16 protein-coding genes are annotated in these 20,576 nt (G+C 64.6%); 8 read left to right on the top strand and 8 right to left on the bottom strand.

Going from position 1 to position 20,576, the window contains the following annotated elements; all coding sequences use genetic code 11:
- The first annotated feature begins 53 nt into the window (after positions 1–53).
- Positions 54–1,727: a serine/threonine-protein kinase gene (locus ACFUCV_RS08840; protein ID WP_380814683.1), complete on the top strand. Its 1,674-nt coding sequence runs from the start codon at positions 54–56 to the stop codon at positions 1,725–1,727.
- Positions 1,728–1,818: 91 nt separating this feature from the next.
- Here ACFUCV_RS08840 and ACFUCV_RS08835 read toward each other — a convergent pair whose 3' ends face one another.
- From ACFUCV_RS08835 to ACFUCV_RS08815, 5 genes are all read right to left on the bottom strand, one after another.
- Positions 1,819–2,247 carry an OsmC family peroxiredoxin gene (locus tag ACFUCV_RS08835; protein ID WP_380814681.1) on the bottom strand — a complete coding sequence of 143 codons (429 nt, stop codon included), beginning with the start codon at positions 2,245–2,247 and terminating at the stop codon, positions 1,819–1,821.
- A gap of 132 nt (positions 2,248–2,379) precedes the next feature.
- Positions 2,380–2,730: a hypothetical protein gene (locus tag ACFUCV_RS08830; RefSeq protein WP_380814680.1), complete on the bottom strand. Its 351-nt coding sequence runs from the start codon at positions 2,728–2,730 to the stop codon at positions 2,380–2,382.
- A gap of 151 nt (positions 2,731–2,881) precedes the next feature.
- Positions 2,882–4,624: a 2-oxoglutarate dehydrogenase, E2 component, dihydrolipoamide succinyltransferase gene (sucB, locus tag ACFUCV_RS08825; protein ID WP_380814678.1), complete on the bottom strand. Its 1,743-nt coding sequence runs from the start codon at positions 4,622–4,624 to the stop codon at positions 2,882–2,884.
- A gap of 140 nt (positions 4,625–4,764) precedes the next feature.
- Complete coding sequence (lpdA, locus tag ACFUCV_RS08820) at positions 4,765–6,147, bottom strand: dihydrolipoyl dehydrogenase (protein ID WP_380814676.1); 1,383 nt, start codon at positions 6,145–6,147, stop codon at positions 4,765–4,767.
- Positions 6,148–6,391: 244 nt separating this feature from the next.
- The gene (locus ACFUCV_RS08815; protein WP_380814674.1) at positions 6,392–7,915 is read right to left on the bottom strand and encodes a leucyl aminopeptidase; all 1,524 of its coding nucleotides are present in this window, start codon (positions 7,913–7,915) and stop codon (positions 6,392–6,394) included.
- Between the two features lie 180 nt (positions 7,916–8,095).
- On the opposite strand from ACFUCV_RS08815, the gene ACFUCV_RS08810 reads away from it, so the two are divergent.
- The 4 genes from ACFUCV_RS08810 to ACFUCV_RS08795 all read left to right on the top strand — a co-directional run bounded on the left by ACFUCV_RS08810 (position 8,096) and on the right by ACFUCV_RS08795 (position 13,568).
- Complete coding sequence (locus ACFUCV_RS08810) at positions 8,096–9,088, top strand: proteasome assembly chaperone family protein (RefSeq protein ID WP_380814671.1); 993 nt, start codon at positions 8,096–8,098, stop codon at positions 9,086–9,088.
- Between the two features lie 73 nt (positions 9,089–9,161).
- Positions 9,162–10,517 carry a nitrate/nitrite transporter gene (locus tag ACFUCV_RS08805; protein ID WP_380814669.1) on the top strand — a complete coding sequence of 452 codons (1,356 nt, stop codon included), beginning with the start codon at positions 9,162–9,164 and terminating at the stop codon, positions 10,515–10,517.
- Between the two features lie 121 nt (positions 10,518–10,638).
- Entirely contained in the window at positions 10,639–12,027 is a 1,389-nt protein-coding gene (locus ACFUCV_RS08800) for a DUF4192 domain-containing protein (RefSeq protein ID WP_380814667.1), read from the top strand.
- 275 nt (positions 12,028–12,302) lie between these two features.
- The gene (locus tag ACFUCV_RS08795; protein ID WP_380814666.1) at positions 12,303–13,568 is read left to right on the top strand and encodes an RNA polymerase sigma factor; all 1,266 of its coding nucleotides are present in this window, start codon (positions 12,303–12,305) and stop codon (positions 13,566–13,568) included.
- Between the two features lie 125 nt (positions 13,569–13,693).
- Here the strand turns inward: ACFUCV_RS08795 and ACFUCV_RS08790 are convergent, their stop codons facing one another.
- On the bottom strand, positions 13,694–13,915 hold the full coding sequence (locus ACFUCV_RS08790) for a hypothetical protein (protein ID WP_380814665.1): 222 nt from the start codon (positions 13,913–13,915) through the stop codon (positions 13,694–13,696).
- A gap of 203 nt (positions 13,916–14,118) precedes the next feature.
- Here ACFUCV_RS08790 and ACFUCV_RS08785 point away from each other — a divergent pair, with 203 nt between their 5' ends.
- Complete coding sequence (locus ACFUCV_RS08785) at positions 14,119–16,230, top strand: type IIA DNA topoisomerase subunit B (protein WP_380814663.1); 2,112 nt, start codon at positions 14,119–14,121, stop codon at positions 16,228–16,230.
- Positions 16,231–16,305: 75 nt separating this feature from the next.
- Here the strand turns inward: ACFUCV_RS08785 and ACFUCV_RS08780 are convergent, their stop codons facing one another.
- On the bottom strand, positions 16,306–17,256 hold the full coding sequence (locus ACFUCV_RS08780) for a M56 family metallopeptidase (protein WP_380814660.1): 951 nt from the start codon (positions 17,254–17,256) through the stop codon (positions 16,306–16,308).
- Positions 17,257–17,379: 123 nt separating this feature from the next.
- Complete coding sequence (locus ACFUCV_RS08775; RefSeq protein WP_380814658.1) at positions 17,380–17,757, bottom strand: BlaI/MecI/CopY family transcriptional regulator; 378 nt, start codon at positions 17,755–17,757, stop codon at positions 17,380–17,382.
- Between the two features lie 169 nt (positions 17,758–17,926).
- On the opposite strand from ACFUCV_RS08775, the gene ACFUCV_RS08770 reads away from it, so the two are divergent.
- Positions 17,927–19,510 (top strand): cytochrome ubiquinol oxidase subunit I, encoded by a 1,584-nt coding sequence (locus ACFUCV_RS08770; protein ID WP_380814655.1) that lies wholly within the window; start codon positions 17,927–17,929, stop codon positions 19,508–19,510.
- A gap of 34 nt (positions 19,511–19,544) precedes the next feature.
- Positions 19,545–20,576 carry a cytochrome d ubiquinol oxidase subunit II gene (gene cydB / locus ACFUCV_RS08765; protein ID WP_380814653.1) on the top strand — a complete coding sequence of 344 codons (1,032 nt, stop codon included), beginning with the start codon at positions 19,545–19,547 and terminating at the stop codon, positions 20,574–20,576.

The following is a 20,576-nucleotide window of genomic DNA, read 5'->3' as shown; positions in this document are numbered from 1 at the left end:
CGGGCTGTGGATAACTCCCAGCGGGAAAGCCAAAACAGGACTACTACTGGTATATGGAGACCTTTGCCCCAGCAACACACAACACCCCGGTGCCGCGGATCCCCGGCCATGATCCCCTGCGGATGTTGGGCAGCGGCAGCCAGGGTCAGGTGTGGCTGATGTCCCCGCATGACGGTTCGGCGCCTGTGGCGGCCAAAATTCTTGCAGTGGCCGGCGAGGCGGCGGGGGAACAGTTTCCTGCCGGGGCGCCACGTCACAATGAGGGGCAGATCACACAGGAATGGCGTGTGCTGTCCCAATTCCGCCATGAGCACTTGATTCCCATGCATCGTCTGGTGCGTTCGGAGCAGGGCAGCCAGGTGTTGCTGATGGAATTTGCCGCGGGCGGCTCGTTGTCGGCGGTGGTCGCCGGCCGCGGGCCGTTGTCCATTGCCGAGACGGTCACTGTCCTGACGCCGCTGGGCCAGGTGCTGGCCCATCTTCACGCCCGCGGAGTGGTGCACGGTGACATTTCCCCCGGGAACGTGTTGTTTACGGCTGCGGGCAAGCCCATGCTTGCAGATTTGGGGTGCGCTGCATTGGTGGGGCAGGGCGGCGGGGCCTTGAGCGGCACGCCGGGCTTCTATTGTCCCTTGGATGAGAGGCGGGATGCGGCGGCGGACGTCTATGCCCTGGCCAGTTTGGGGTGGTTTGCCCTGACGGGCAGCCCCGCCCCTGCCACCGCCAACAGGATGCCGCTGGGAAGCCGCGTCAAAGATGTCCCCGCTGAACTGCTGGCCGCCTTGGAGGCCGGGCTGCAGGAGGATCCGCTTCGGCGCCCCACGGCTGCAGCGCTGGCGCAGGCTGTCTTTCGCAGCGCCAGGGCCGAGCCGTTGGCCTTGGGAACCAGCGTGCATCCCAGTGTCCTGCCCGAACTGCCCACCCGCAGGGACACCAGGGCTGGCAGGGGGCGCTGGCCACAACGCCACCGGCACCCTGGTTGGCAGCGCCGCGGAAGCAGGGGATGGGCTTGCCGGGTCCGGGCTTCCCTGCGCCATGCCTTTTACAGATCCGGGGGCAGCCATGGGCGGCGCCAACTGGAGAAAATGTGGGACGGCAATGGCCGGCGACGGCGGTTTTCCGGGCGCAGCCGTTTTGCCATTGGGGCCGTGGTCTTTGCGCTTGTCCTGGCTGCCACGGTTGCCGCAGTGCCCCAGCTGCGTGTTTTGGTGCTGCCTGCCGGTCAACAGCAGGGGAAGGTGCAGGTGCAGGAAGCCGACAGGCGGGAGCCGGAGGCGCCGCCCTGGGCCGCGGCCCTGCCGGCCCAGGTGCAGTCGGGTCTGGTGGCCAAGGATCCGTTGGCGGCCCTGCCCGCCCTGGCGTGGACGCGGTCCTACGCCTTCTCCACCCTCAACGCCGGATTGCTGGGCAAGGTCAATGCCGTGGATTCCCCCGCGGCGGCAGCGGACGGGGCCATTCTGCGCGCCCTGCAGGACCGGGGCCATACTTTGACGGGCCTGGAGAGCAGTGTCACGGAAACAGCGCGGACCGATGGTGGTTCCCGGCAGGACTTTGCTGCCGGAACCGCCACCGTGGCCGCACTTGTCACCACCAGTGCCTTTGCCGAGCAGGATGCACAGGGGACGGTGGTGCACAAGCACGCGGCCGCGGCGGCCCAGCGCCTGGTCCTTGTGATGGTCAAGGTGGAGGGGCGGTGGGTGGTCTCCGAGGTGCGGGACCCGCCATGAGGACGCCTCACGCACAACAGTGGCAGCCACCACAGGTGGCTGCCACTGTTGATGCGGGGCCCGCAGGCCCCGCAGGGGATGGGAGAGACGCTTAGGCGTCCAGCGTTGCTTCCAGGGTGATGTCCAAACCACCCAGTGCCATGGACACGGGGCAGCCGGCCTTGGCGGCGTTCGCGATGGTGTCGAATTCCTCCTGGCTGATGCCGGGGATCTTGGCTGCCAAAGTCAAATGGCTCTTGGTGATGCCCTTGCCGGGAACAAAGTCCACGGCCGCGCTGGTGTTGACGTAGTCGGCGGCGTGGCCCGCTCCGGCAAGTTCATGGGAGAAAGCCATGGCAAAGCAGGACGAGTGTGCGGCCGCAATCAATTCCTCGGGGCTGGTCTTGCCTTCGGCCTCCTCGGTGCGGGCCTTCCAGGTCACGTCGTAGGTGCCCAAGCCTGAGGTGTCCAGGGTGACTTGACCTGCTCCGGTGGGAAGGTCTCCGACCCAGCTGGTATGGGCGCTGCGTGTTGTTGCCATGTTCACTCCTTGAGATCGATACGAATCCCAGCACGGTGCGCTGGGCCTGTTGCTCCAGCCTAAGCCCATTGAGGCCGCAAGCTGCAAAGGCCGAGCGGCGCGTTTGGGGCCGGCTGGCGAAAGTTGGGAGGTCTAGACCCAGAAAACGGCCACGGCAATGTTGATCAGCGCCAGGCCGCCTACAGCATGCGCCATGCCCTTGGACACATCCTGGCCGCGCTTGATGCGCCGTCGGGCCAGGAACGCTGCGACGGCAATGACCACTGCAAGCAGCGCCTTGACGCCGATTTTAATGTTGTTCAGCTCCCCGTCGCCCATTTCGGCCAGCCCCACAAGCAGCAGGCCCGTCAGGAGCTGCACGAGCGAGCCTATCCACTGCCACCTGCCCACGGTCGGAGTTTTGAAGGTGGCCAACCAGCCGCCCACCAGGGCGGCGGCGCCAAGAATGTGTAGGAACACGAGCACTAAACGTAGAAAATCCATGCAGCCAGCATAGCCCTTTACTGACACAGTGTCTATTAAAGAGTGTCCTTCACCTCCTGGCGGGCATTAAACCACTGCGGCGGCTGGGGACTTGTTCAAGACAAGTCCCCAGCCGCCGCACAGTCACGCCAGGCGTTCGGCGCTTTGGAGCCTAGAGGCCCAGGTCGGCCTCAAATGCGCCCTCTTCCAGGCGCGCCTTCAAGGTCTGCAGGAAGCGGCCGGCGTCCGCACCGTCCACCAACCGGTGGTCGTACGTCAGGCACAGGTACATCATGTGACGGATGGCGATGGTGTCGTCGCCCTCGGCATTGGTGATGACCATGGGACGCTTGACAATGGCGCCGGTTCCCAGGATCGCAACATTGGGCTGGTTGATGATGGGGGTGTCAAACAAGGCCCCCACCGAACCAATGTTGGTGATGGAGAAGGTTCCGCCGGACAGCTCGTCCGGGCCAATCTTGCCGCTGCGGGTGCGTGAGGCAACGTCGGCAATCTTGCCGGCCAGTCCGGCAAGGTTCAAATCCCCCGCATTGGAGATCACAGGAACCAGCAGGCCCTTGTCAGTGTCAACCGCAATCGCCAGGTGCTCGGCATTGTGGTAGGTGATTTGCTGGGTTTCCTCGTTGTATTCCCCATTAACCGCAGGGTGCTGCTTGAGCGCCTCTGTGACGGCCTTGGCAATGAATGGCAGGAACGTCAGCTTGGTGCCGTTGGTGGATTGGAATCCACCCTTGGCCTGGTTGCGCAGCTTGACAATGCGGGTCATGTCAATTTCATGCACCTGCGTCAACTGCGTGGATGCGTCCAGGGACTCGCGCATGCGCCGGGCAATGACCTGGCGGATGCGGGGGGCCTTGATGGTGGTTCCGCGCAGGGAAGACGGCACGACGGCTGCTGCAGCCTTGGGTGCCGCAGCCGGAGCTGCTGTGGGTGCCGGCGCTGCCGCTGCCTTCGCGGCTTCCGCCGCGGCGAGAACGTCCTGCTTGCGGATGCGGCCGCCAACACCGGTGCCGGTGACGCTGGCAATGTCCACGCCGTGGGTGTTGGCAAGCTTGCGCACCAGCGGGGTCACGTAATTGGACTCCGAGCCGGCCGCGGGGGCGGCCGGTGCCGGTGCCGCTGCGGGCTCGGGAGCCTTGGCGGCCGGTGCGGACTCCGGAGCCTTGGCGGCCGGTGCGGCGGCAGGCTTGGCGGGTTCCGCTGCCGGCTTGGCCGGAGCTGCGGCAGGCTTGGCCGGAGCCGCGGCGGGCTTGGCCGGCTCAGCCGCGGGGGCGGCCTTGCCCGAGCCAATCAACGCCAGCACGCCGCCGACTTCAGCCGTCTCATCCTCAGGTACACGGATTTCCAGCAGCACGCCGGCTACGGGGGAGGGGATCTCCGTGTCCACCTTGTCGGTGGACACTTCCAGCAGGGGCTCGTCAATCTCGACGGTGTCGCCCACGGCCTTCAGCCAACGCGTGACGGTGCCTTCGGTGACCGACTCGCCCAAGGCGGGCAACACAAGTTCGTGGGAGTCGCCGGCATCGCTGGCGGCAGCCTCGGCGGCCGGGGCCTGGTGGGCGGGGGCTTCGCTTGCGGGAGCCTCCTCGATGGGCGCTTCAGTTGACGGGGCCTCGGCCGCGGGAGCTTCTTTGCTTTCCTGGGCGGGGGCGGATTCGCCGGTGCCAATGCGGGCCAATGCGGCGCCCACTTCGGCGGTCTCGTCTTCGGGCACGAGGATTTCCTCGAGGATGCCGGCGAAGGGCGAGGGAATTTCAGTGTCAACCTTGTCGGTGGAAACTTCCAGCAGGGGCTCGTCGACTTCGACGCGCTCCCCAACCTGCTTCAACCATCGCGTAACGGTTCCTTCGGTGACGCTTTCGCCCAAGGCGGGCAAGTTCACGGATTCAGACATTTCGTCCCCGTTCTCCTTCTAATGCGCTGCATTTGTCTGGGCTGGCACGGTGGTGCGCTGCCCGAAAATTCTCGATTTTGGTGGTGTTGGTAGCTTAGTGCACCCGGCACTGGGGCCGGGTGCACCAAGGGGTGTTGCGCTTAGCCGTGGAGCGGGTGGCCGGCAAGGGCCATCGCCGCTTCGCCCAGGGCTTCGTTCTGGGTGGGGTGGGCATGGATGAGGCTGGCAATGTCTTCCGGGTATGCTTCCCAGTTCACAATCAGCTGTGCTTCACCGATCTGCTCGCCAATGTGGCTGCCAATCATGTGCACGCCCACGACCGGGCCATCCTTCTCCCGGACGTACTTGATGATGCCGCCGGTGCCAATGATGGCGCTCTTGCCGTTTCCGGCCAGGTTGTACTCAGTGACTTCCACATTGTCAGCGCCAAACTTTTCCTTGGCCTGCTTCTCGTTGTAGCCCACCGAAGCAATTTCGGGGTCGCAGTAGGTGACCTTGGGAATGTTGATGTCTTCAACAATGACGGGGTCCAGACCGGCGATTTCCTCAGCAACGAAGATGCCCTGCTGGAAGCCGCGGTGCGCCAGCTGGATGCCGGGGACAATGTCACCCACGGCGAAGATGTTGCCCACGCCGGTGTGCAGACGCTCATTGGTGATGACGAAGCCGCGGTCGACCGTGACGCCGGCTTCCTCGAAGCCCAGACCCGCCGTTGACGGTCCGCGGCCCACGGCCACGAGCATCAAATCGGCTTCGAAGGTCTTGCCGTCCACCAGGGTGGCTTTGACGCCCTGCTCGGACTGCTCCACACCCTGGAAGAAGGTTCCGGTGTTGAACTTGATGCCGCGCTTGCGGAAGGACCGCTCCAGCACCTTGATGATGGAGGCGTCTTCATTGGGCACCAGGGAGGCCATGCCTTCAATGATGGTCACGTCCACGCCGAAGGACTTCCAGACGGAGGCAAATTCGACGCCGATGACTCCGCCGCCGAGCACGATCGCGCTCTTGGGCAGGGTTTCCATCCCCAGTGCCTCGTCGGAGGTGATGACCTTGCCGCCAATTTCGAGGCCGGGAAGGCTGCGGGAGTAGGAACCTGTGGCCAGCACAATGTTCTTGCCCGTGTATTCCACCCCATCGACGGTGACGGTGTTGGTGGCCGTGAGGCGGCCTTCACCTTCAATGACGGTGATGCCCTTGCCCTTGATGAGTCCCTGCAGGCCCTTGTACTTGCCGGCAATGATGCCGTCCTTGTACTTGTTGACACCCACCAGGTCGATGCCGGTAAGTTCGCTGTTGACACCAATGGATGCACCGTGGCGGGCGTGATCAGCCACCTCGGCTGCGTGCAGCAGCGCCTTGGTGGGGATGCAGCCGTTGTGCAGACAGGTGCCGCCGAGCTTGCCTTTCTCCACCAAACCGACAGTCATGCCCAATTGGACTGCGCGCAGGGCAGTGGCGTATCCGCCGCTGCCTCCGCCGAGAACCAAAATATCGAATTCTTGCCCAGCTGCCTGTTCGGCCACTTAGACGCTCCCTCGCGTTCGGGTGGCGCGCCAGGAGGCGCGCCATCTCATCATTTATTGGGAAAATCGGCTCCGTCCATGTGTGGACGGCGCGTTTTTACCTGTTCTGCACTGATTCTTTCGCTCTTCACCTTACGCCAGATGTCAGCTGCCGCATTAGTGGCCGTGTCACAGTAAAGTCGAATGTGGTCATAGTCACGCATGGCGCGCGGGCAGGGGGCGGGCGCCCGCCCCCGTTGAGCGCCTACAGGCTGCGCGCCACCACGTCCTCCACGTAGGCGAGCAGGGTGCGCACGCCCATGCCGGTTCCTTGTTTGGGCGTGTAGCCGTAAGGTGCGCCCTCATTGAAGGCGGGGCCGGCGATGTCCAGGTGGGCCCACGGAATGGTCTGCCCGTCCTTGCCCTTGCCAATGAACTCCTGCAGGAACACCGCAGCCGTCATCATGCCGCCCATGCGTTCGCCAATATTGGCCAAGTCGGCCACGGGGGAGTCCAGTGAGGGGCGCAGTTCCTCCGGCAGCGGCATCGGCCAGACCAATTCCCCGGCCCTGTCGGCAGCGGCCTTCAGGGCAGCACTGACGCCCTCGTCGCCCATCACTCCGGCGGTGCGGTGGCCCAGGGCCACCACCTGGGCGCCGGTGAGGGTGGCAACGTCAATGATGACGTCCGGGTGTTCCTGCGACGCGGCAACGAGCCCGTCCGCCATGACCAGTCGGCCCTCGGCGTCGGTGTTGAGCACCTCCACCGTCTTGCCGCCGAAGATGGTCAAGACATCCGAGGGGCGGATGGCTGTTCCGGAGGGCATGTTTTCGGCAATGCACAGCCATCCGGTGACATTGACGGGCAGGGCGAGGGCGGCCACGGCCAGCACGGCGTTGAGGACGGCGGCGGCTCCGGCCATGTCGCACTTCATCGTCACCATGCCGGCGCCCGGCTTGATGGAAATTCCGCCGGAGTCAAAGGTGATGCCCTTGCCCACGAACGCCAGGTTGGCCACGGCGCGTTCGGACTTGTATTCCACCTTGACCATGCGGGGCGGGCGGGAGGATCCCTGACCAACGCCCATGATGCCGCCGTAGCCGTCCTTCAGCAGGCGTTTTTCATCCATGACGGTCACCTTGACCGGGCGGCCCTTGGCCAGATCCTTGGCCGCCTCGGCAAAGGTGGCCGGGTAGAGCTTGCTGGGGGGTTCGTTCACCAGGGTGCGGGTGGCATTGACGGCCTGCGCCAGCACGGCGGCGCGCTCCAGGGCTGCGGCAAGCTCGGGATCCTTGGCCAGGGTGGAATGGATGGTGACCTTGGTCACCGGTTCCCGCCGGCCCTTCAGGTCCGTGTGCAGGCTGGCGTATTGGTACGCGCCCAGCGCGGCACCTTCGGCAATGGCGGCGACCTGGCCCACCGTCGTCGTCGGCAGGGAAAAGACCACGTGGTGCAGGCCCGACAGTTGACGAATGGCGGCCCCGGCGCCCCGGCGCAGGGCCTCCTCGGTGGGCTGCGCACCCTTGACGGCACCGATGCCCAGCAAAACCAGGACCTTGGCGCCGGATTCGGGCAGGCCGGGAAGCCGCACCACTTGGTCGGCCGCGCCGCTGACGCCCAGCGCTGACAGGGAAGCTTTGAGAGTTGCAACGGCCGCGTTGCCAAGCGGCGCGTCCACAATGACCGGTCCGTCCTCGCCCTTGCCCACGGCAATGACCAGGGCGTCCGCGGACACCTTGGATAGCCCGGTATTGACCACGCGGACGCTGATGTTCTCTTTTGCACTCACTGAAATACTGTCCTCACTCTTTGGTGTCGGTGAACGGATATCACTGCCTACGATCGTAGCCCCTGCCTTCGGGTAGATGCCCGTGCGCGGCCGGCGCCGCCGTGCATGTGCCGATCATGGAATGATCGGGGCATGTGCGGCGTTGTGCTGTTCACAGATGCAAGCTGTTCAAGGAAGACGATGTCAATCACTGAGTACACCCCGTTCCAAGACCCCGAGTCCCTCTATAAGCTCAACACCGAGCTGTTGGCACAGGTTGATCTTTCCGGGTCCAACCTGTTGATGTCCTTCACGGGATTTTCCGATGCCGGGCACGTGGTCACCCAGATTTCGACGGAGTTGAAGGAAGAGCTGACGGGGGAGCCGGTGGCGGTCTTTGACGTTGACCAGCTCATCGACTACCGTTCGCGGCGCCCCCGCATCACCTTTTCCGAGGACCGCCTCAGCGACTATCGGGCGCCGTCGCTGGTGCTGTACCGCATGGTTGATGCGCTCGGCACGCCCTTTTTGTTCCTGACCGGCAGCGAGCCCGACCTGCAGTGGGAACGTTTCAGCAAAGCCGTGCTGGGCCTGGTGGAACGTTTCGACGTGAACCTGGTTGCGTGGGTGCATTCGGTGCCCATGCCCGTGCCGCACACCCGTCCCCTTGGTGCCACCGTGCACGGGAACCGCCCCGAGCTGATCGAGGGCATTTCCGCCTGGAAGGCCACCTTGGAGATTCCCGCCGCCATTGGCCATGTGCTGGAACACAAGCTCGACGCCGCAGGGCGCAATGTGGTCGGCTACGCCATCCACGTGCCCCATTACCTCTCCGACGCCGAGTACCCGCCAGCGGCCGTCGCCGGCCTGGAATTTTTGGGCGCGGCGGCGTCGCTGATGCTGCCCAGCGAAAGGCTGCGGGAGACAGGCCGCGCCGTTGAACGTCAAATCACCGAACAGGTGGAAGGGTCGGCGGAAGTGGCTTCAGTGGTGACCAAACTGGAGAAGCAGTACGACGAGCACAGTGAAGGCATTTCCCGCCGTTCCCTGCTGGCCGGGGACAATGACGAACTGCCCGACGCCGACGAACTCGGCGCCGCCGTCGAAGCCTACCTGGCCAGCCGCGACAGTGCCGCCCCCAAGGAATCCCCGGAGGAATCCACCGGCGAACCCGGCAAGGGCCGCCGCGACTAGCTGGACACACGCCCGGGGCCTTGGGCTGGCCGGGCCGCGACGCACGCCCGGGGCCCTGGCATAGGCTGGAGCTGTGGATACAAAACGGGCATGGCTGGTGTGGGGCATTGGGGTTTTCGCGTATTTAACCGCGGTGACGCATAGAACGTCCTTTGGTGTGGCAGGTCTGGTTGCCACCGACCGCTTTGATGCCACGGCCTCGGCCCTGTCTGCCTTCACGGTGATTCAACTGGTGGTCTATGCCGCCTTGCAGATCCCCGTCGGCGTGCTGGTGGACAGGTTCGGGCCGCGTGTGATGATCGCCACGGGTGCTGCGCTGATGAGCGTGGGCCAACTGCAGCTGGCGGCGGCGGAGTCCGTCCCGGCGGGGGTCCTGGGCCGGATCTTTGTCGGTGCCGGGGACGCGATGACGTTCATTGCGGTGCTGCGGCTGATTCCCCTGTGGTTCCCCGCGCACCGGGTCCCCATCCTGACGCAGCTGACGGGCCAGTTTGGCCAACTGGGGCAGCTCATCAGCATTGCCCCGTTTGCCCTGGTACTGAACACCGCGGGTTGGAGCCCGGCGTTTGTGGGACTGGCCGCTTTGGGGGTGCTGGCCTGTGTCCTCTCCGTCGCCCTGATCCGCAATGTGCCCCCGGGCACCGCGCTGCCCACCGTGCGCAGCGGCTTGAAGGAGACCGCCGGCAACCTCACCACGGCCTGGCGTCAGCCGGGCACCCAGCTGGGGATGTGGAGCCACTTTGCCACCCAATTTTCCGGCACCGTGTTCGTGCTGACCTGGGGCTACCCCTTCCTGGTCTCCGGCCAGGGGCTTGACTCCGCGACCACCACCGTGCTGCTGAGCCTCTTTGTGGTGGTGGGTCTGATCTGCGGACCCTTCCTGGGAAGTTGGGTGGGCCGCCACCCCCTGCGGCGCTCCACCATGGTGTTGACTGTCACGGTGGGCATCATGGCCGCCTGGTTTGCCGTCTTGGTGCACCCGGGACGGTCGCCCTTGTGGTTGTTGGTGGTGCTGATCCTGGTGCTGGCCATTGGCGGGCCGGCGTCCATGATTGGCTTTGATTTTGCCCGGACCTTCAACCCCTCGCACCGGGTGGGCACAGCCACCGGCATTGTGAACGTGGGTGGGTTTGTGGCTGCGCTGGTCACCATGTATTTGGTCGGCATCATTTTGGACCTGCTCAATGGTGCCGGCTTTTCGCAGGACGGTTTGTACTCCCTCGATGCCTTCCGCATCGCCTTTTCCTTCCAGTTCCTGGTTTTGGGCATTGGCTTCGTCATGGTTCTGCGCATCCGTGGCGGGCTGCGCCGGGACATGGCCGAACGGGGGGAGCTCATTCCGCCGCTGCGCGCCGTGCTCGCCGACAGCGGCCGCCGGCGCCGCCAGTTCCAGGCCGAGCGCAAGGACCGGCGGCCACCGCACAGCTAAAGGCTGTGCATAAAAACCTGCCTGCGGTTTTTATGCCGCAGCCGGCCGCCGTTATCCACAGATTGGCCGCCTTGGCCCAGGAGCTCTTTTTTTCAGGCCGCGCAGGCCGCAGCCTGAAAGCATGAATAAGCCCGAAGAGAAGATCAAAGTCAGCGCCGGCGAAGACCTCCTGGCCTTCATTCCCCACATGGTGGGGTACTGGCCGGACGCCAGTGTGGTGTGCATCGGCATGGCCGGCAAGCAGCTGCGGGCCACCATGCGCCTGGACCTGCCGGAGGAGCACAGCCCCGGGGTGGCCCAGCTCGCCCACATGGCCTCCGCGCAGATGGCCAGCGACAGCGTCTCCGATGGCTGCCTGCTGGCCATCTTCGCCGCCGAAGACTGGACCGATCCCGGGCGCCAGCCACATGCCCGGCTCTACGCGCACCTGCTGTCGGCGTTCGCACAGCAGGGTCTGCCGGTCAAGGACGCCTGGTTCGTGGGTGGACGGCATTGGCGCAACGTTTTCTGCACGGAGGCTGCCTGCTGCCCGTGGCCGGGAAAGGACAACAGCAGCATTCGCGAAAGCTTTGTCAATGCCGAGTTCATTTACCGCGGGAGCATGGTCCGGGAACCGCCGGAACGGCAGATCCGGGACCTCTCCACGCCCCGGGATCCAAAGTTTGTGCTGGCTGTGGCCCAAGCGGCTGCCCCGCTGCGTGATGCCCTGGCAGCCTGCGGGGCAGGTTCCGGGCAACTGGCCGTGACGCTGGGGGCATGGGAGAAGGCCCTGTCCCGGTGGCCGCTGACCCCTGATGCCACCGCCGCTGCCTACCTTTTGGCCAGCCTGGGGGACTGCCGTGTCCGTGACGCGGTCATGGTGGCCCTGGCCACGACGGCGGAGCAGTCGCTCATGGGTGCGGTGGGGCTCGGCCTGGTTTCAGCCGATGACGGCCAGCAGCTGTTGCTTCCCGGCGGGCGCTTCGAGGGCCATGAGGGCCCCTGCTGTCCCGTTGCCTGTGAAGAAGCGCAGCAGGATGGGCTTCTGGCGGCCATGAACAACTTTTCCAAAACCCTGGTGGGGGACCTCATCCACAGCGGCACGGCCAAAACGGCGCAGCCATTGCGCAAATCCTCCGGCACCCACGGGCGCCCCCGGCCGCTGCCCGGCACCCCGGGGGAGGGCACTGCACGCACAGCCAAAGCGGCCCTTGCCAGCGGGCCTGACTGGGAGCGGCTGGACCGGGCCGAGCCGTTGCTGCAGTTTCTGGCCCGCTCCACGGAGGGCCCGGACAGGGCGCCGGTACTGTGCATCTTGGGGTGGATCCAGTGGTGCAAGGGCCGTGGCACCTGGGCCGGCCACTACTTTGCGGCCAGCCAAAAAAGCCAGCCCGGATACAAGCTGGCCGCCCTGTTGGATCAGCTGCTGGCCGTTGGACACATTGCCCAGTGCGCCAAGGACCGGCGGACCGCCTGGCGCGGCTACGGAGCCGGCGGCAGGGGTGCGCAAGGCGGCTCCGATGTGGCTTGAGGCCCCGTGCTCGTGCAAATTCAGGCCCAGCGGCAAATCGTGAGACACTTGAGGTTGAGACCCGGTTGGGTTCGTGTTGATGCAGGACAGTGCTTGAATGACAGTGGCTGGAATGGTTTTTATTCCAGGGCAGCGGGAACAACGCAGCCGCGCAGGGAGTTGTACACCCTACGACCCTAAAGGCAACTGTGGTGCGCTCTGCAACATGGACTTGACAGGGTCATAGTGGTGTTGCCCAAAGGTAACTCCACAGACCGCCGTAAGAAAGGTTTTCTGTGTCTGCTACTGCCAAGAGCAAAGTCTCCCCCACGAAGGAGATTGAGGATCCCGCCGTGGAGGCCGAAGCGCCGCTGACGCCAGCACAGAAGCGCGCTGTCACCAACGCCGCCAAAAAAGCTGCCGCCGCGGGCGAATCAGCTCCTGAAGCCAAAACCGCCCCCAAGAAGGCCGCGGCCAAGCGGGGCAAGGCCGCCTCCGCCGGCGACGAGGAAGCCCCTGTGGAGCCTGTCGTCGAAGAGGAGGAGTCCGACGACGCCGCCACCGAGCGCCCCGTGCCCACCGGCACCGGCTTCGTGTATTCGGATTCCGATGACGACGACGCCCCCGTGCAGCAGGTAATGTCCGCCGGGGCCACAGCCGACCCCGTGAAGGACTACCTGAAGCAGATTGGAAAGGTGGCCCTGCTCAACGCGGAGCAGGAAGTGGACCTGGCGTTGCGGATTGAAGCGGGACTTTTCGCCCATGAGAAGCTGCAAAGCGCCGGCACGGACATGGACAACCAGCTCAAGCGCGATCTGGAGCGCATTGTCCACGACGGCAAGATTGCCAAAAACCACCTGCTCGAGGCCAACCTCCGCCTCGTGGTCTCGCTCGCCAAGCGCTACACCGGCCGCGGCATGCTGTTTTTGGACCTGATCCAGGAAGGCAACCTGGGTTTGATCCGTGCGGTGGAGAAATTCGACTACACCAAGGGCTTCAAGTTCTCCACCTACGCCACCTGGTGGATCCGCCAGGCCATTACCCGTGCCATGGCGGACCAGGCCCGCACCATCCGCATCCCCGTGCACATGGTGGAGGTCATCAACAAGCTGGCCCGCGTGCAGCGGCAGATGCTCCAGGACCTGGGCCGGGAACCCACGCCGGAGGAGTTGGCCAAGGAATTGGACATGACGCCGGAAAAGGTTGTTGAGGTTCAAAAGTACGGCCGCGAGCCGATCTCCCTCCACACCCCCCTGGGCGAGGACGGCGACTCTGAATTCGGTGACCTCATTGAAGACTCCGAAGCAGTGGTCCCGGCCGACGCGGTGTCCTTCACCCTGCTCCAGGAACAGCTGCACTCGGTCCTGGACACCCTCTCCGAACGTGAAGCAGGGGTTGTGGCCATGCGCTTTGGCTTGACCGACGGCCAGCCCAAGACCTTGGATGAGATTGGCAAGGTCTACGGCGTGACCCGCGAACGCATCCGCCAAATTGAATCCAAGACCATGTCAAAGCTGCGCCACCCCTCACGTTCACAGGTGCTGCGCGACTACCTGGACTAGTCTGCGCGCCGCCTGGGCCCGGCCGTTGCCGGGCCCGGGCGGCCCCCTTCGGGACAACACAAGAGGGCCCCAGCTGACTGGGGCCCTCTTGTGTTGTTGCTAGCTGCCTGTCCGCGCGCTTGTCTCTAGTCGACGGAAACGGGAGCCTTTTCATGCAAACGGCCAGTCTCGTCAAGCCACTCTGAGGCAAGCGGTTTGAGGGTGGCTTCCACGGCACGGGCGTGGTGGCCGCAGAAAAGCAGCTCACCGCCGGAGGACTCCAGCACTACCCGCACGTAGGCTTGTGCGCCGCAACGGTCGCAGCGATCCATGGTTGTCAGCTGTGTGCTGATGACACTGGTGGTCATGTTGGCCTCCTTCATAAGTCCTGTACTTTATACAACCACCTGCCACCGCCCTTCCTTCCCCCGGAGGGCCAACTTTCGCTAACCGCGTAGCCCGGGGACGGCACCCCGGCGGCGGGGACGCACCGTCAAATGAATGTCGCACCCAGGCGTTAACCTAGGTAATGAAGTTCCGCCCACCCCCAGCTCAAAGGAGTATGTCCACCGTGGCACGCCAAAGTTCCAACTACAGCGCCCGCCACCTTTCCGTGCTGGAAGGGCTGGAAGCTGTCCGCAAGCGGCCGGGCATGTACATTGGCTCCACGGACTCACGCGGCCTGATGCACTGCCTGTGGGAAATAATCGACAACTCCGTCGACGAGGCGCTGGCCGGGTATGGTCAGAACATTTCAGTGATTTTGCACCGGGACAATTCGGTGGAGGTCCATGATGACGGCCGCGGCATCCCTGTGGACGTGGAACCCAAAACCGGGCTGACGGGCCTGGAGGTGGTGTTGACGAAGCTGCACGCCGGCGGCAAGTTCGGCGGCACCTCCTATGCCGCCTCCGGCGGCCTCCACGGCGTGGGCGCCAGCGTGGTCAACGCGCTCTCGGCCCGCATGGATGCCCAGGTGGACCGCGGCGGGAAGACCCACCAAATGAGTTTCCGCCGCGGTGAGCCGGGCCACTTCAAGGATGTGGGCCGCACCCTCAGCCCCGACGTGGAATTTTCCCCCTTCACTGACAAATCCAGCCTTGACATTGTGGGCTCCACCAAGCGAGGCGTGACGGGGACCCGCATCAGGTACTGGGCCGACAGGCAGATCTTCACCGCGGACGCCAAATTTTCCTACGACGAGCTGGTGGCCCGCGCCCGGCAGACCTCCTTTTTGGTGCCGGGGCTGAAGATCAGGATCGTGGACGAGCGCAGGATTGCCGGCACCCCCGGCGAGTTTGCCACCCACGAGGAAATATTCCACCACGACGGCGGCCTGTCCGAGTTCGTGGACTTCCTGGCGGTGGGGGGCGCGGTCACCGACATTTGGCGGCTTCAAGGCCATGGCACCTTCACCGAGACGGTGCCTGTGCTCAACGCCAGCGGGCACCTTGAAAGCACTGCCGTGGAACGTGACTGTGAGGTGGACATTGCGCTGCGCTGGGGCACCGGTTATGACACCACCATGCGCAGCTTCGTGAACATCATTGCCACACCCAAGGGCGGGCGCCACCAGGAGGGATTTGAGCAGGCACTGCTGAAGACCTTCCGGAAAGTCATTGAAACCAACGCGCGCAAGCTCAAGGTGGGCAATGACAAGATTGAAAAGGATGATGTCATGGCCGGCATGACGGCCGTGCTGACTGTCCGTCTGGCCGAGCCGCAGTTTGAGGGCCAGACCAAGGAGATCCTGGGCACGCCGGCGGTGAAGAACATTGTGGCCAAGGTGGTGGAGCGCGAACTCAAGGCCAAACTCGAATCCACGCAGCGGGCAGACAAGAGCCAAAGCGCCCAGCTGCTGGAAAAAGTCGTCTCCGAGATGAAGTCACGCATTTCGGCGCGGGTGCACAAGGAGACGCAGCGCCGCAAGAATGCGCTGGAATCCTCGTCCCTGCCCACCAAGCTGGCCGATTGCCGCAGCAATGACGTGAAAAAAAGCGAGCTGTTCATTGTTGAAGGTGACAGTGCGCTGGGAACCGCCAAGCTGGCCCGCTCCTCGGACTTTCAGGCCCTGCTGCCCATCCGGGGCAAAATCCTGAACGTGCAGAAGGCCTCCATTGGCGACATGCTGGCCAACGCTGAATGTGCCGCGCTGATCCAAGTGGTGGGTGCCGGGTCCGGCCGCAGCTTCGATTTGGAGGCGGCCAGGTACGGCAAGGTCATCCTCATGACCGACGCCGATGTGGATGGCGCCCACATCCGCACCCTGCTGTTGACCTTGTTCTTCCGTTACATGCGCCCCATGATCGACGCCGGCAACGTCTATGCCGCCGTGCCGCCGCTGCACCGCGTGGAGGTTGTCAACCACGGCTCCAAGGCCAACGAGATGGTGTACACCTACTCCGAACGTGAGCTGCATGTGCTGCTGGCGAAGTTGGAAAAAGCCGGCAAGAGCTACAAGCAGCCCATCCAGCGGTACAAGGGGCTTGGGGAAATGGACGCCGACCAGCTGGCGGAAACCACCATGGATCCCCGCCACCGCACCCTGCGCCGGGTCACCAGCGCCGACGCCGACCGTGCGGAGCACACCTTTGAGCTGCTCATGGGATCCGATGTGGCCCCCCGCAAGGAGTTCATTGTGGCAGGCAGTGACGATCTTGACCAGGAGCGCATTGACGCCTGACCCCGGCCCCGGCGGCCCGCCACAGGGCTGCCCGGCCCGGGCGGCCCGCCGCCGGCCGGCAGGCTGCCTGGAACGCTAGCGCAGCAGTGGCGGCCCGAACAGCAGGGCTGTGGGGATGGCCAGCAGCAATCCGGCGGCCGTGATCACCAGTGACTGCCACAGGGCCGGCAGGGGAGGCGCCGGGGTGAGCAGACGTCCCAAACGGGCGGACGTGGTGGCCGGGGTGTCAATTTGATCGCCGGTGCCCGCCAGCAGCTTGTCGGCCGGAAGCTGCGCGGGGCCGCTGGCCACCAGAGCAATGGCTGTGACCAGGGTGGGTTTGCCCACGGTGCGCAGGGCCACGTCGTCGGCCAGGATTTCAATCAGGGAGGACACTGCCTGCTGGGCCAATCGGGAGGTCGGCAGCCAGGGCAGGGCCGAGCGCCACGCGGCGAAGGCCCAGAGCAGCAAATGGTGGCGTTGGGTCAGATGGGTTTGTTCATGCAGGAGCACCGCGCGCAGTTCCTCAGGGGAAAGCAGCTCCAGCAGGCCATTGGAGAGCACCGTCACCGACCGTGCCCCACCGGGCAGGCAGTACGCCACAGGAGCCTGGGAGTTGATGACAAGCGTGTGCGGACTGTCGGTGGACGGCGAGCTGAGCAATTGCAGCAAATCCCGGTGCCGGGTCCGCTGGCGGTGGATCCGGTAGTAGCTGAGCCAGAGCGTGAAGACCAAATGCACTGAAAGCAGCGCCGCTGCGCTCAAGGCAAAGGCATGCACCAGTCCCAGGGTATCCAGTGACTGCCTGCCCTGGAGAATGCGCAGCAGCCCGGACAGTCCGCTGAGCAGGTTGTCGCCCAAGGTGAGCAGACCGTAGCAGAGCATGGCGCCAATCATGGACAGCCCGCCTGCGAGCGCTATGGACTGCCACAGCACCATGGCGGCAAAAGGTGCCCGGGCGGGCCAGGCCGCGCGGGACAGGAAAACCGGAACAGGCCAGGCCAAGGCCACGGCCAGAAAGGCAAGGAACCACGAGGTCCAGAACATGGGTTCAAATCTACCGTGGAAGGGCCCTGGACATGGCCGCCGCCGCAGGCCGGCCGGCACGCCAGCTGGAACACCAAAGGTGGCTCCGCTGCCGTGCCGGCCGTGCGCGGGGCCGTGCCGGGATCAACGTCCCAGGAGCTTCCGCAGGGTCTCGGCCTCACCTGAACTGACGGTGCCAATGAAGCGCGCCAGCACGGCCTCCCGGTCGGGGGCCGAGCCGAGCACCTCCAGCATGAGCTCCGCGGTGTGGTCCTCGCGGCTGGTCACGGCGCGGTAGCGGTGCGGGCGGGTGGAACGCTCCCGCTCCACAATGCCCTTTTTTTCCAGGCGGGAAAGCACCGTCAGCACAGTGGTGACGGCCAGCGGACGCGATTCAGTGTCCGCACCCGTGCTGCTGGGACGCTGCGAGAGCAGGTCCCGCAACACGTTGGCAGTTATGGCTTCCTGATGTTCCCACAGCAGGTCCATGACTGCCCTTTCGAGATCTCCAAGAGTCGCCATTTACTTCCTCATTTACAACCGTCACACGAAATGCGGCAGCACGTTTGTGCGCCCAGTTACAAATGTACAGCTTTTGACAACAAAGTTCTACACAGAGTAGAACTAGAACTTCTACAAGACGTAGAATCTAGGTGCGGCGTGACGTTGACGCGTGAATGAGGGGAAGCAAGTGGAAGCTCTGGACATTGCCCGGTGGCAGTTCGGAATTGTGACCGTGTACCACTTCCTGATGGTCCCACTGACCATTGGGCTGGGAATCCTCGTGGCCCTGCTGCAGGGCCGCTGGCGCAAAACAGGCGACGAGGCATACCTGCGGATGACCAAGTTCTGGGGCAAATTGTTCCTCATCAACTTCATCATGGGCGTGGCCACGGGCATTGTGCAGGAATTTCAGTTTGGCATGGCCTGGAGCGAGTACAGCCGCTTTGTGGGCGACGTCTTCGGTGCCCCGCTGGCCATGGAGGCCCTGCTGGCTTTTTTTGTGGAATCAACATTTTTGGGCCTGTGGATTTTTGGTTGGAAGAAACTGCCGCCAAAAATCCACCATGCCTGCCTGTGGATAGCGGTGGCAGGCTCCATTGTCTCCGCCTACTTCATCCTGGTGGCCAACTCCTGGATGCAGCACCCCGTCGGCGTGGATCTAATCGAGGGACGTCCGGTGATGGTGGATGCCTGGGCCGTCTTTAGCAACAACACCGCCATTGTAGCGTTCTTCCACACCATCACCGGCGCACTGGCCGTCGCCGGCGGATTCCTGCTCGGCATCTCCTGGTACCACCTGTGGCGGCGCCGCAGGGACGGCATTGACACCGTGGACGCCCAGGGGCGCGTGGTGGTGGGGGAGTCGGACCGCATTGCCGGCCGGGATAAAAAGGACCACGCAGTCTGGATCACATCCCTGCGCCTGGGGGCTGTGGTGGCCATGGTGGCGTTCGCCGGCACCGCCATCTCCGGTGACGTGCAAGCCAAGCTGATGTTTGACCAGCAACCCATGAAGATGGCAGCCGCCGAGGGCGCCTGCCACGACGGCACCGGATTCTCCGTGCTCTCCATAGGGAACCTGGGCAGTCAGGACTGCGATGACGTGGTGGCTGTCATGGAGGTTCCGGGCCTGCTGTCATTTTTGGCCAATGGCGACTTCACCACCGAGGTCCGCGGCGTCAACACGCTGGTGCCGGAGTATCAGCAAAACTATGGCACGCACCTGCCGGACAACCCCATCTACGGTGACCGTGCCGGCCAGGAAATCGACTACCTGCCCGTGATGGCAGTGACGTACTGGGGATTTCGCATCATGATCGGCTTTGGCGGCCTTGCCGCGGCAGCTGCCGCAGCCGCCCTCTGGCTGACCCGCAAGGGCACGGTGCCACAGTCGCGGAACCTGATGCGTCTGGCCCTGCTGGGAATCCTGGCCCCGTTTGGCGCCAACGCCGCCGGCTGGATTTTCACCGAGATGGGCCGCCAGCCTTTTGTGGTGGTCCCCAACCCTGCCATGAGCGGCATTGACCAGGTGTTCATGTTCACTGCGGCGGCGGTCTCCCCGGGGGTCGGCCCGGGCGAGGTGATCTTCTCGCTGGTGGCTCTGACCTGCGTGTACGCGGTGCTCCTGGTGGTGGAGGTCAAACTGTTGAGCAAATACGTGCGTGGCGGGGTGGTCTCGGCCATGCCTGAACTGGCGGGGACCACATCCAAGGACGGCGGTTCCGGGACGTCTGCGTCACCGGATGACGATGTCCTCGCCTTCGCCTACTAACCCACGCCCCAACACCGTTGCCTAAGGATTTGTCATGGATTTTCTTCCCACCCTGTGGTTCATACTCATCGCCGTGCTGTGGACCGGCTACCTCTTCCTGGAAGGCTTTGATCTGGGCGTCGGCATGCTGATGAAGACCTTCGCCCGCGGGGAAAAGGAACGCCGGGTGCTGTTGAACACCGTCGGTCCGGTCTGGGACGGCAATGAAGTGTGGCTGCTGACCGCCGGCGGGGCAACCTTTGCCGCGTTCCCCTTTTGGTACGCCTCACTGTTTTCCGCCCTGTACATCCCCCTGGTCCTGGTGCTCCTGGCGCTGATCTTCCGTGCCGTGGCGTTTGAATACCGGGGCAAGATCCACTCGGACAGCTGGCGCAACACCTGGGACTGGGCCATTGCCGCAGGCTCCTTCGTGGCGGCCTTTGGCGTAGGTGCCATGCTGGCATTGACCACCACGGGCCTGCCCCTGAATGCCAACGGCGACCGCGTGGGCGGACCCTTCGCCTGGTTCAGCTGGTACGCCGTGCTGGGGGGACTGGCCGTGGTGGGCTTTGCCTTGATCCACGCGGCCGTGTTCGTGGCCCTCAAGACCGACGGCGAGATCCGTCACCGCGCGCGCCGCCTGGTGGGACGGATGCTGCCCGTGGCACTGGCACCGCTGGCCATCTGGGTGCTTGCCGTGGTGCTCCAGCATGGCAGGACCTTCAGCTGGCCGCTGGTGGCGGTGGCGGTGCTGGCCGCGGTTCTGTCCTGGTTCGCCAACAGGGCCATTCGCGAAGGTTTGAGCTTTGTGGCCATGGGTGTGTTCCTGTTGGCCGGCAGCGCAGCCATTTTCAGCGCCGTCTACCCCGTGGTGCTGCCCTCCACGCTGGACCCGCTGTGGAACCTGACGGTGGAAAACGCCTCCTCCTCCCGCTACACCCTGGGCCTGATGTCCATTGTGGCCGCCGTGGGCCTGCCCCTGGTCCTGGCCTACCAGGGATGGACCTACTGGGTGTTCCGCAAGCGTGTCACGGTGGCCCAGCTGCCGGAACCGGTGGACTTCGTCCCCGCCATTGGCGCGTCCTGA

The sequence above is a fragment of the Specibacter sp. NPDC057265 genome, from assembly GCF_042668835.1.
In the GTDB taxonomy this organism is placed as follows: Bacteria; Actinomycetota; Actinomycetes; order Actinomycetales; family Micrococcaceae; genus Specibacter.
This window is presented reverse-complemented; position numbering and strand designations above follow the sequence as displayed.